General features: G+C 62.8%; 9 protein-coding genes and 1 pseudogene. All 10 read left to right on the top strand.

Annotated features, from left to right (window positions below; genetic code table 11):
* Window positions 1-1654 (top strand): EAL domain-containing protein (locus AAFM29_RS10575; RefSeq protein ID WP_341712769.1); only part of this gene is annotated, 1654 nt, incomplete at its 5' end.
* A 254-nt stretch (window positions 1655-1908) separates the two neighbouring features.
* Complete coding sequence (mdh, locus tag AAFM29_RS10570; protein WP_341712768.1) at window positions 1909-2871, top strand: malate dehydrogenase; 963 nt, start codon at window positions 1909-1911, stop codon at window positions 2869-2871.
* A 14-nt stretch (window positions 2872-2885) separates the two neighbouring features.
* Entirely contained in the window at window positions 2886-3383 is a 498-nt protein-coding gene (locus tag AAFM29_RS10565) for a hypothetical protein (RefSeq protein WP_341712767.1), read from the top strand.
* Complete coding sequence (gene sucD, locus AAFM29_RS10560; protein ID WP_341712766.1) at window positions 3380-4270, top strand: succinate--CoA ligase subunit alpha; 891 nt, start codon at window positions 3380-3382, stop codon at window positions 4268-4270. Before AAFM29_RS10565 ends, sucD begins: the two co-directional genes overlap by 4 nt.
* Window positions 4271-4371: 101 nt before the next feature.
* Window positions 4372-7170, top strand: a complete 2799-nt coding sequence (locus AAFM29_RS10555) for a 2-oxoglutarate dehydrogenase E1 component (RefSeq protein ID WP_341712765.1) — start codon at window positions 4372-4374, stop codon at window positions 7168-7170.
* Between the two features lie 54 nt (window positions 7171-7224).
* Window positions 7225-8442 carry a 2-oxoglutarate dehydrogenase complex dihydrolipoyllysine-residue succinyltransferase gene (gene odhB, locus AAFM29_RS10550; protein ID WP_341712764.1) on the top strand — a complete coding sequence of 406 codons (1218 nt, stop codon included), beginning with the start codon at window positions 7225-7227 and terminating at the stop codon, window positions 8440-8442.
* Between the two features lie 110 nt (window positions 8443-8552).
* Window positions 8553-9965: a dihydrolipoyl dehydrogenase gene (gene lpdA, locus AAFM29_RS10545; RefSeq protein WP_341712763.1), complete on the top strand. Its 1413-nt coding sequence runs from the start codon at window positions 8553-8555 to the stop codon at window positions 9963-9965.
* 40 nt (window positions 9966-10005) lie between these two features.
* Window positions 10006-10827 (top strand): hypothetical protein, encoded by an 822-nt coding sequence (locus tag AAFM29_RS10540; protein ID WP_341712762.1) that lies wholly within the window; start codon window positions 10006-10008, stop codon window positions 10825-10827.
* A gap of 57 nt (window positions 10828-10884) precedes the next feature.
* Complete coding sequence (locus AAFM29_RS10535) at window positions 10885-12219, top strand: amidase family protein (RefSeq protein ID WP_341712761.1); 1335 nt, start codon at window positions 10885-10887, stop codon at window positions 12217-12219.
* A gap of 71 nt (window positions 12220-12290) precedes the next feature.
* Window positions 12291-12642 (top strand): annotated as a pseudogene (locus AAFM29_RS10530) (hypothetical protein); the annotation flags it as partial.

Genomic DNA, 12642 nt, shown 5'->3' with positions numbered 1-12642 from the left:
GGGTTACAGCCTGGTATTGGGCGGAATAGCCGGCGCCACGATTGCCTTCGAGCTGCCGCCAATGGCGCAAGTTCTGATGATCGCCAACGCACTCGGCTACGGCGTCGGGAACTGCGCGCACAATGGCGGCCGCCCCGCCATGGCCTTGGGCCAGCTGGTACTGGTTTCGCTACCGGTGTTCGTGATGTCGCTTGCCAGCGGATCGGCGCTTGGCGTCTTCCTCGCGGTCAATATTGCGGTGTTGATGCCCGCGATGTTCGGGGTGACGCTGTCGCTGTTCAGGGTCTTGCGGGACTCGATCGAGGCGGCCGAGCAAAGCGCGCGACTGGCATCGCGGATGGAACAGATTGCACTGACCGATCCGATCACCGGCCTGGCCAACCGTGCCGGCCTGGATCGCCGCCTGCCCGAGATTCTCGAGATCGCGCGTGAGCAGACCCAAGTTGCCGTGTTCTGGATCGACCTCGATCGGTTCAAGGACGTCAACGACTACCGCGGGCACCAGGCAGGCGATCAAGTTCTTCGTGAAGTCGGCAGTCGGCTGCGCGGATTGATCGATGGACGCGGGATCGCGGCTCGCTTTGCGGGCGACGAATTCGTCGTCGCATGCCCGATCAACAACCCGCGTTCCGCATCTGCGCTCGCCAATGCGATCCTTTCCGAGATTACCCGGCCGATACGCCTCGATGGTGACCGGATCGATATGGAAGGGTCGATCGGCATCGCCTTGCTACCCGACAACGGTCTTACGGCATCAACCCTGCTCAAGCGCGCCGACCTCGCCTTGTTCGAAGCCAAGGCCGATGGGCGCAAGCAGATTCGTTTCTTCGATACATCCATGACTCGCGATCTTGCCCGACGGCGAGAAATCGAAGTGGAATTGCGCAAGGCTCTGCGCGACGACCAACTATCCGTCTACTTCCAGCCGATCGTCGATCTGCAGACCGGCCAAATCCGGTGCTTTGAGGCCCTGGCACGATGGTTCCATCCAACCCGTGGCGAAATCCGGCCCGACGAATTCATCCCCATCGCCGAGGATTCGGGCGCCATCGTCACGCTGGGGAACTGGCTCACCGCCAAGGCTGCCCAAGCGGCAGCCAACTGGCCAGAAGATGTTCGCATCGCAGTCAATCTCTCCCCGCTCCAGATCAAGGTGCCCGGAGCGGCCTTGGGGATCCTCAACGCAATTCGCGAAGCCGGGCTGGCTCCCGAACGGCTTGAACTGGAAGTAACCGAGAACCTGTTTCTCGAAGACAGCTTGAACATCGCCTTCTTCATCGAGGAGCTGTCTGAGGCGGGCGTGCGCTTTGCGCTCGACGATTTCGGCACCGGCTACTCATCGCTCGGCTACATCAACCAATGGCCCTTCTCGAAGATCAAGGTCGATCGCAGCTTCGTTTCCGGGGGTCAGGCGGGTATCAAGAGCGATGCCATCATCCGCGCGGTATCCCAGATGGGACGTTCGCTGGGAATGGAAATCGTGGCCGAAGGGCTGGAGACCATCGACCAGGTTCGCGCGGTTCGCGAAGCCGGCTGTTCGCATGGTCAGGGCTATCACTTCAGCCGGGCGGTTCCCGATTATCAGGCCGCACTTATGCTGGCCGAAGAACGCGACACCCTCCCTGAGGAACTTCACCAGCGTCTCGCAGTTTAATTTATAATAGTGGCTTCGAGCGGTTGAACTGGCCGCCCAGCAAGTGAGTCACGAAATGTTTATTGCAATTGCGAACCATTTGCATAAATACTTCGTCTCGCGAGCCAATTGCTGGTTGCAATCACCAGACCACGGGCCTAGGGCGCACAACGAAGTGACCGGGTGCCGTGCCGCCTTGCGGGACAATTGGCGCGGCCCGAATATCGGTCAGGGTTTCAACGCGGTCCCGCGGCAGGAAAAGGACCCTCCCCCTGATGGCACGCAAGAAGATCGCCCTCATCGGTTCCGGCATGATCGGCGGAACCCTCGCTCACCTCGCAGCGAAGAAGGAAATGGGCGACATCGTCCTGTTCGACATCGCCGAGGGTATCCCGCAGGGCAAGGCACTGGACCTGTCGCAGTGCGGTCCGGTCGAGGGCTTCGACGCGAAGGTCACCGGCACCAATGACTACGCCGACATCGCCGGCGCCGATGTGGTGATCGTCACCGCGGGCGTGCCGCGCAAGCCGGGCATGAGCCGTGACGACCTGCTGGGCATCAACCTTTCGGTCATGAAGGCGGTCGGCGAAGGTATCAAGAACAACTGCCCCGACGCTTTCGTGATCTGCATCACCAACCCGCTCGACGCGATGGTCTGGGCGCTGCGCGAATTCAGCGGCCTGCCGCACAACAAGGTCGTCGGCATGGCCGGCGTGCTAGACAGCGCGCGCTTTGCCACCTTCCTCGCCTGGGAATTCGGCGTCTCGGTGAAGGACGTGAACGCCTTCGTCCTTGGCGGCCACGGCGACACCATGGTCCCCGTCACCAGCTACACCACGATCAACGGCATCCCGGTCAAGGACTACGCCAAGATTAAGGGCATCAGCGAAGACCGCATCGACGCGATCGTCCAGCGCACCCGTTCGGGCGGCGGCGAGATCGTCGGCCTGCTCAAGACCGGTTCGGCCTACTACGCGCCGGCCACCAGCGCGATTGCCATGGCTGAGGCCTACCTGGGCGACCAGAAGCGCATCCTCCCCGTCGCGGCCTTTGTCGATGGCAAGTATGGCCTCGACGGTCTCTACGTCGGCGTCCCCGCGGTTATCGGCGCGAACGGCATCGAAGACGTGGTCGAAATCGCCCTTTCGGACGAAGAAAAGGCCAACCTCAAGGTCTCGACCGACGCGGTCGAGGAACTGCTCGTCGCCTGCAAGGGCCTGGACAGCTCGCTCGCCTGAGACTGAAACCGATCATGCGTTCGTTCCCGACCTGCTGCGGCCTAGCCGGATTGATCCTCGCCTCTTCGGCGGCGGGCCAGACCAAGCCGGCCGATGCCGCACAGATCGTGGACGCTCTCAATACCTGCCAGGCGATCACATCCCCACGTTGGATCGAACTGGATGACCTCTCCAGCTACGGCTGGGAAGGAGCCAAGCGGCGCTCAGGACGATCATCGATGGTCGTGCGCGGCGTGTACGAGAAGGCGGGCAACAATACCTACATAATCGTCGGCAAGGACGAACTGAAGGAGAAGAGCTGCGTCGTGAGTGCACGGCTCAACGCCACAAGCGATTACATGCCGATTGCCCAGGGGGTATCCCAGATCATCGGGATGCCCAGCCGGGCCGAAGGCTTCACTTACTACTGGACGATCGGCGACAAGCAGATCCGTCTCGACCCTGCAGGTGACCGGACGGCGCCAACCGCGCGCTTCGCCGTCACCGCCATTGCCCAGGAGAGCACCCAATGAGTATCCTCGTCGACAAGAACACCAAGGTCATCACCCAGGGAATGACCGGCGATACCGGCACCTTCCACACCCAGCAGGCGCTGACCTATGGCACGCAGATGGTTGCAGGCGTCACCCCGGGCAAAGGCGGCAGCGAGCATATCGGTCTTCCGGTGTACAACACCGTCGCCGAAGCCAAGGCTGCAACCGGCGCGACCGCATCGTGCATCTACGTCCCGCCACCGTTCGCCGCGGACTCGATCCTCGAAGCGATCGATGCCGAGGTCGAACTGATCGTCTGCATTACCGAAGGCATTCCGGTGCTCGACATGGTGCGCGTCAAGCGCGCGCTCGACGGTTCGAAGTCGCGTCTGATCGGCCCCAACTGCCCCGGCGTGCTGACCCCCGGCGAATGCAAGATCGGCATCATGCCGGGTTCGATCTTCCAGAAGGGCTCGGTCGGCGTCGTTTCGCGCTCGGGCACACTGACCTATGAAGCCGTGCACCAGACCACCATGGTCGGCCTGGGCCAGACCACCGCGGTCGGCATTGGCGGCGACCCGGTCAACGGCACCAACTTCATCGACGTGCTCGACCTCTTCCTCAAGGATGACGAGACCAAGTCGATCATCATGATCGGCGAAATCGGCGGCAGCGCCGAAGAAGAAGCCGCCGAATTCATTGCCCACAAGGCGAAGCAGGGCATCAAGAAGCCGATGGTCGGCTTCATCGCCGGGCGCACCGCCCCTCCGGGCCGTCGCATGGGCCATGCCGGCGCGATCGTTTCGGGCGGCCAGGGCGGCGCCGAAGACAAGATCGCCGCGATGGAAGCCGCGGGTATCCGCGTGTCTCCTTCGCCCAGCGAACTCGGCACCACGCTCGACGCGCTGCTGAAGGAACTCGTCTGAACGACAATTGCGGACAGGACACCTCCTCCCAGGGAGCCTTCCGCGTCGTTCCAGCATTGGTTTAACGAGCCGACAGTGGGTCGGCGCAGAAGGTGACCCTGATGGGTAACGAGAGCCACGATTTCCTTCCCGAACTGGGCAACCAGGACGGTCCGCAACCCGGCCCGAGCTGGGCCAATCCGAGGTGGCTGGCCGACGTCGTCGACAGCGGCGCCGACCTGACGGCGGCGCTGGACCCGACGCAAATGCGGCTTGCGGTTGCGCAGGCAGCCAAGCAGGCCGGCAAGGCGTTTGACCCCAAGGCGATCGAACAGGCAGCGGATGACAGCATCCGTGCCATGCTGCTCATTCGCCTGTTTCGCGTGCGTGGGCACCTGGCGGCCAATCTCGATCCGCTGGGTCTTTCGCACCGCGAGTGCCCGGCCGAATTGACGCTGGAAGGCAATGGCTTCGGCGGCCAGGCAGACAAGGAAGTCTATGTCGGTGGCGCCTTCGGCTACGAATGGGTCAAGGTCGGCGAGTTGCTCCAGGCGCTCAAGGAAACCTACTGCGGCCATGTCGGCCTCGAATACATGCATATCGCCGACACCGAGGAACGGCGCTTCCTGCAGGAACGGTTCGAGCTGCCTGACGAGGTGATCCAGTTCACCCCCGAGGGCAAGCGCGCAATCCTGGCCGCCGTGATCCGGGGTGAGCAATACGAGAAGTTCCTCGGTAAGAAGTACGTCGGCACCAAACGGTTCGGCCTCGACGGCGGTGAATCGATGATCCCCGCGCTCGAGGCCGTGATCAAGCACGGCGGCAGCGCGGGCGTGCGCGAGATCATCTACGGTATGGCGCACCGCGGCCGCCTCAACGTCCTCGCGAACGTGATGGGCAAGCCGTACAAGGTCATCTTCCACGAATTCTCTGGCGGCTCGGCCAACCCCGACGATGTCGGCGGTTCGGGCGACGTGAAATACCACCTCGGCACCAGCACCGACCGCGAATTCGACGGGATCTCGGTGCACATGAGCCTGGTTCCCAACCCCTCGCATCTCGAGGCGGTGAACCCGGTCGTACTGGGCAAGGCGCGCGCGCAGCAGGCGATCCGCGACGACCTGAAGAAGCACGAACAGGTCCTGCCCGTGCTGCTTCACGGTGACGCCGCCTTTGCGGGCCAGGGTATCGTTTGGGAGTGCCTCGGCTTCTCGGGCGTGCGTGGCTACAACACCGGTGGCTGCCTGCATTTCGTGATCAATAACCAAATTGGTTTCACGACCAGCCCGCAATTCGCCAGATCGTCACCATACCCTTCGGATGTTGCTAAGGGTGTCCAGGCGCCGATCCTGCACGTCAACGGTGACGATCCCGAGGCGGTGACCTTCGCCTGCAAGTTGGCGATCGAATACCGCCAGCGCTTCGGCCGCGACATCGTGATCGACATGTGGTGCTATCGTCGCTTCGGCCACAACGAAGGCGACGAACCGAGCTTCACCCAGCCGCTGATGTACGATCAGATCCGCAGCCACCCCAAGGTGAGCGAGATCTACGCTGCGCGCCTGGTCGAGGAAGGCGTGATCGATGGCGGCTATGCCGACCAGCTGATCACCGAGTTCACCGACCACCTCGAGCAGGAATTCGCGGCAGCAAAGGATTATGAACCCGACCAGGCCGACTGGTTCGGTGGCCGCTGGGCTGGCATGAACAAGCCCGCCGATCCCGAGACGGCGCGTCGCAACGTCGAAACCGCGATCGAACGCAAGTTGTTCGATAGCCTCGGTCGCACACTGACCACCGTTCCCGACGATCTGGCGATCCACAAGACGCTGGGCCGCGTGATTGATGCGAAACGGCAGATGTTCGAAAGCGGCGAAGGCTTCGATTGGGCCACCGGCGAAGCGCTCGCCTTCGGCAGCCTTGTCACCGAGGGCTTCGGCGTGCGCCTGTCTGGCCAGGATTCGGGTCGCGGCACATTCAGCCAGCGCCACGCGGTCTGGACCGACCAGAAGGATGAACACAAGTACATCCCGCTGGTGACGCTGCCCCACGGCAAGTTTGAGGTCTACGACAGCCCGCTGTCCGAATATGGCGTTTTGGGCTTCGAATACGGCTTCGCCATGGCCGATCCGAAGACTCTGGTGCTGTGGGAAGCGCAGTTCGGCGACTTCGCCAATGGCGCCCAGATCATGATCGACCAGTTCATTGCCGCGGGCGAAGCCAAGTGGCTGCGCGCCAACGGGCTCGTGCTGCTACTGCCGCACGGTTACGAAGGCCAAGGCCCCGAGCACAGCTCGGCCCGTCTTGAGCGCTTCCTGCAGCTCTGCGCCAACGACAATATCTGCGTCTGCAACATCACCACGCCGGCGAACTATTTCCACGTGCTTCGCCGCCAGATGCTGCGCAGCTTCCGCAAGCCGTTGGTGATCATGACCCCCAAGAGCCTGCTGCGCCATCCGTTGGCGAAATCGGACGCGGAGGAGTTTCTCGGCGAACACCACTTCATGCGGATCAAGTCCGACCTCAAGACGATCGAGGACAAGAAGGTCCGGCGCCTTGTGTTGTGCAGTGGCAAGGTGGCCTACGACCTCATGCAAGCGCGCGACGAGGCGGGGCTCGATGACGTTTCGGTCGTCCGGATCGAACAGCTCTATCCCTTCCCCGGCGAGCCGCTGGCCGTACGCCTCAAGCGTATGACCAACCTCGAGGAAATCGTCTGGTGCCAGGAAGAGCCGAAGAACAACGGCGCCTGGTTCTTCGTCGATCGCGCGATCGAGGAAGCCGCCGAGGCCGCCGGCAAGTCGGGCCTGCGTCCAAGCTACGCCGGGCGCGATGCATCTGCCTCGCCCGCAACGGGCTATGCCACCCGCCACCAACAACAACAGGAGGCGCTGGTCGCCAGCGCTCTCGGTCTTACCTAGTCCACTACGGCCAAGCCCTCCCCCGATAGACATGGGGAGGCCTGAGGAAACTCTATGCCTACTGAAGTCAAAGTCCCCACGCTGGGTGAATCGGTCACCGAAGCAACCATCGGCGAGCTGCTCAAGAAGGTCGGCGACACGGTCAAGGTCGACGAACCGATCGCCAGCCTCGAGACCGACAAGGTCGCGGTAGAAGCACCCTCGCCCGTCGCCGGGACGATCACGGAGTTCCGCGTGGCCGTGGGCGACACGGTCGAAGTGGGTGCGATCATTGCGGTTGTCAGCGAGGGCGGTGCAGCCGCTGCCCCGGCCGCAGCCGAGGCGCCTGCAGCCGCGCCGGCGCCTGCTCCGGCACCCGCCCAGGCCAAGGCTGAGAGCGGCGATGCCCAGACACTGAGCCCTGCGGTACGCCGCGCGGTGCTCGAACACGGGGTCGATCCCTCGACCATCAAGGGCACCGGCAAGGACGGGCGCCTGACCAAGGAAGACGTGGTCGCCGCAGCCGAAGCGAAGAAGTCGGATACTGCCGCCCCGGCAGCTGCCCCCGCCGCAACGCCGGTTGCCACAGGCGAGCGTCGTGAAGAACGGGTCAAGATGACCCGCATGCGCCAGACCATCGCCAAGCGCCTCAAGAGTGCGCAAGATACCGCCGCGCTGCTGACGACCTTCAACGATGTCGACATGTCGGCGGTGATGGAAGCGCGCGACAAGTACAAGGACCTGTTCGCCAAGAAGCACGATGTGCGGCTTGGCTTCATGGGCTTCTTCGCCAAGGCCGCCTGCCTGGCGCTGAAGGACGTGCCCGCGGTCAATGCCTACATCGAAGGCGACGAGATCGTCTATCACGACTACGTCGACATCTCGGTCGCCGTCTCGGCGCCCAACGGGCTCGTGGTCCCGGTTGTCCGCGACTGCCAGGCCAAGGGCTTTGCGCAGATCGAAAAGGACATCGCCGACTTCGGCAAGCGCGCCAAGGACGGCTCGCTGACGATGGAAGACATGAAGGGTGGCACCTTCACCATTTCCAATGGCGGCGTCTTCGGATCGCTGATGTCGACACCGATCATCAACCCGCCGCAGAGCGCTGTTCTCGGCCTGCACCGCATCGAGGACCGTCCAGTTGTCCGCAATGGTGAGATCGTGATCCGCCCGATGATGTATATCGCGCTATCCTATGATCATCGCCTGATCGACGGTCGCGAGGCTGTGACCGCGTTGAAGATCATCAAGGAAGCGATCGAAGATCCCACGCGGATACTGATCGACCTGTAAAGCCGACACCGTACGCACCCTCCAAGGGGTTGGGGTGAAACGGGGTTGGGAACTGTACAAAGGGCCGTTCGCCTCAAGCTTGTTGAAGGGCGTGCGTCACGGAGTTGAAAATGGCTGAATACGACTACGACGTCCTCGTTATCGGTGCTGGCCCGGGTGGCTATGTCGCCGCAATCCGCGCAGCGCAGCTGGGATTGAAGACCGCTTGCGCGGAAAGCCGCGAAACGCTGGGCGGGACCTGCCTCAACGTCGGCTGCATCCCGTCCAAGGCGATGCTGCATGCGAGCGAGTATTTCGACGCAGCCAAGAACGGTACCATGGCGCACATGGGCATCGAGGTGACACCCAAGCTCAACCTCGATGTCATGCACGGCCAGCGCCGCGACGCGGTCAAGCAGCTCACCGGCGGCATCGAGTTCCTGTTCAAGAAGAACAAGGTCGACTGGAAGAAGGGTTTCGCCACCTTCCAGGATGCTCACACGGTCAAGGTTGGTGACGAGACGGTTACCGCCAAGAATGTGATCATCGCCACTGGCTCATCGGTCACCCCGCTCCCGGGTGTCGAGATCGACAACGACAAGCAGGTAGTGGTCGATTCCACCGGCGCGCTTGAGCTCAAGGCCGTTCCAAAGAAGATGGTCGTTATCGGGGGGGGCGTGATCGGGCTTGAACTGGGTTCGGTCTGGCGACGCCTTGGTGCCGAGGTGACCGTGGTCGAGTTCCTCGACCAGCTCCTGCCCGGCATGGACGGCGATGTACGCAAGGAAGCGGCCAAGATTTTCAAGAAGCAGGGCATGGAACTGCGCCTGTCGACCAAGGTCACCGGCTGCACGGTCAAGGGCAAGAAGGCCACGCTGACGCTCGAACCCGCCGCTGGCGGCGAAAGCGAGACGCTGGAGGCCGATTGCGTGCTCGTGTCGATCGGGCGACGCCCGAACACGACGGGCCTTGGTCTCGAGAATATCGGGCTCGATTTGAACCAGCGCGGCCAGATCGAGACCGACCACGACTTCCGCACCAAGGTTGATGGCGTCTGGGCCGTCGGAGACGTGATCCCCGGCCCGATGCTGGCGCACAAGGCGGAAGACGAAGGCATCGCCTGTGCAGAAAATATCGCGGGGCAGACCGGCATCGTGAACCACGATGTCATCCCCGGGGTCGTCTATACATGGCCCGAATTCGCCGGCGTCGGCCTGACACAGGAAGAGGCGATCGCAAAGGCCGGTGGCGACAAGACCAAGGTCAAGGTCGGCAAGTTCCCGATGATGGCGAACAGCCGCGCCAAGACCAACCACGAGCCTGATGGTTTCGTGAAGGTTATCGCCGATGCCGACACCGACCGCGTGCTGGGCGTCTGGGCCATCGCCTCCGTTGCGGGGACGATGATCGCGCAGGCGGCGCAGGCGATGGAATTCGGCGCCACCAGCGAGGATATCGCCTACACCTGCCACGCCCACCCGACGCATTCCGAGGCAATCAAGGAAGCGGCAATGGGCGTCCAGGGCAAGCCGATCCACATCTGAGGGAATGGCGCAGGCAGCCGCCAATTGGGGAACACGCTGAATGCGGGCACGGGCCATCGCCCTGCTCGCCCTTGCAATCCCCGTTCTTGCGGGCCTGCTCTATCTCTGGCGTTTCAGCGCGCCGACGCCGTACCTTGTCACAAATGCCGGTGCGTGGGCTATCGGTTGCTTGTTGATCCTGTGGAGCCCCGCGCCCAGCCTCCGGCTGCGGCGTGCGATGACTTCAGCTTTCCTTGCAGCGTTGTTCGTACCGCTGGCCACGGGGCCGGAAATCCTCGGTATCGCTCGCTGGCTGCCCCTCGGCCCGGTCCAACTCCACGTCGGGATGCTCCTGGTCCCATCACTGTCCGTGCTCGCCGCACGGGACGAAGTCTATGCGCCGTCGATCCTTGCCGTGGCACTGTTGGCTGCCTCACTCCAGCCGGACATGGCGACAGGCCTCGCGCTGATGTTGGCCGGCGTCGGTTTCTACCAGGCAGAGCGTGACTGGAAGTACGGCGTCTTCATCATTGTCGCCTTTTTCGCCAGCATGGTCATGGCCATCCATGGCGAACTTGCCGCCCAGCCCTTCGTCGAACGCGTGATCCACTCGCTCCTGTTCGAAGCCCCGTTCGCAGCGCTGGGGTTGCTCGCGTCACTTCTGGCAGGCTTCTTCCTGATCCTCCACGCACTCCCCACTGCCCCTGCGATCCCACGTGCTCTGGCGGGAACATTCTTCGGCTTTTCGCTAGCCGCGATCCTGTCAAACTATCCGAGTGCTCTGATCGGATATGGAGCGGCGCCGATTATCGGTTTCGGCCTCGCGCTGGGTTTGAGCGACACCAGCCGTGAACCCAAATTCGGACCTGCTACCAGTCACTAAGAGTGTTTGCTCCGGCTCTCCTCCATCCTTAGGATGCTGCGCGAGAGGGGAATCTGCATGGCCTATCCGAGATTGACGAAGAAACCCGGTGCGCTGGAAACCGCCGCAATGATCCGCCGTGGCGAGTTGTCGCCCCACGAAGCGGTCGAGGCAGCGATTGCGCGGATCGAGCACCTCGATGCGCATATCAACGCCGTCGTGGTGACCGATTTCGAGCGGGCGTTGGAAACCGCCAAGGCAATGGATGCGCGTCAGGCGGGTGACGACCAGCCGCTGTTCGGCGTGCCGATGACGGTCAAGGAAAGCTTCAATATCGCGGGTCTGCCAACCACCTTCGGCCATCTGCAATTCGCCGATCATATCGCCCGCGAGGACGCAGAGGTGGTCAAGCGGCTCAAGGCTGCCGGGGCGATCATCCTGGGCAAGACCAACGTTCCACCCGATTTGGCCGACCTGCAGAGCGACAACCCGGTCTATGGTCGCACCAACAACCCCCACGATCACGACCTTGTCGCTGGCGGTTCTTCGGGCGGCGGTGCGGCAGCCGTGGCGAGCGGCATGGTTCCCTGCGAATACGGCAGCGATATCGGCAGTTCGATCCGCAATCCGGCGCATTTCAACGGGATCTTCGGCCACAAGACCAGTTTCCTCCTGGTCAGTCGTCGGGGCCACACGCACCCGATGGCTGGACATCGTGACGTGCATGACGGCCCGCTCTCGGTCGTCGGTCCGATGGCCCGTTCGGCTGAGGATCTCGATGTCCTGCTCGATGTAACGACCAGTTTTCCCTTGGTCCGCAGCCACAAGCCATTGGCCGATTGCCGTTTTCTCGCAGTACTCGATCACCCGAACAGCGAAATCGATGCGGCGGTGCGCGGGCCGATTGAGTGTGCCCTCGACGAAATGGAACGTGCCGGTATCACCGTGGATCGTTCGTCCAAGCTGCTGCCCGACCTGGCAGAGCAGCATGCCAATTATCTTCGCTTGCTCAACACGGCGATGGCACGCGGACGACCCGGCCCGGATGGACAGACCCTTTCGCTCGCCGATTACTACCAGTTGCTCGATGTACAGGCGCGCAACGAATACGCGTGGGGCGATCTCTTTGCCGAATATGATTTCGTACTTGCCCCGCCCTTGGCAGTGCTCGCCTATCCGCACGATCAGACGCCGATCCGCGATCGCCGGATCACCATCAACGGCAAGGACAGCGCCTTTGCCGACATGCTCGCCTGGGCGGGCCTGGCCACCTTCCCCAACCTCCCGTCAACCGTTATACCGGTAGGCGGGACTGGCAACCTGCCCTGCGGCATGCAGGTGATGGGCCCGCGCTGGAGCGACTTCGATTGCATTGCCGCAGCAGGCGCTATCGGACGACTGTTGCACGGCTAGGCAAGCTCCGGCATGGCACGCGTCCAGATTGTAGGAATGGTCGCGGGAGACGGGGTTTGGCGCAACAGCGCATGATGCAGAAGTTCGCCAAGTGGCACATCTGGCTTGGCTGGTTGGTCGGAGTTCCGGTGCTCTTGTGGACCGTCTCCGGCCTGGTCATGGTTGCGAGGCCGATCGAGACGGTACGTGGGACGGACCTGCGCAAGGAGTTGCCAGAGCAGGCCTTGCCAGCAGACGCCAATATTGCGGTCTCCTTGCCCTCGGGAACCACTCGGCCGGTACGTTCAGTCACCACCCAGGTAGAACGCGGCGAAACGGTGACCCGGATTGCCTATATGGACGGGACAACCGACCGTTTTCGCGCAGACGGCAGCAAGATGGGCCCGCTGACCGACGTCGAAGCACGGCTGATTGTCGCAGAGA

It is taken from the genome of Erythrobacter sp. (assembly GCF_038133525.1).
In the GTDB taxonomy this organism is placed as follows: Bacteria; Pseudomonadota; Alphaproteobacteria; order Sphingomonadales; family Sphingomonadaceae; genus Qipengyuania.
This window is presented reverse-complemented; position numbering and strand designations above follow the sequence as displayed.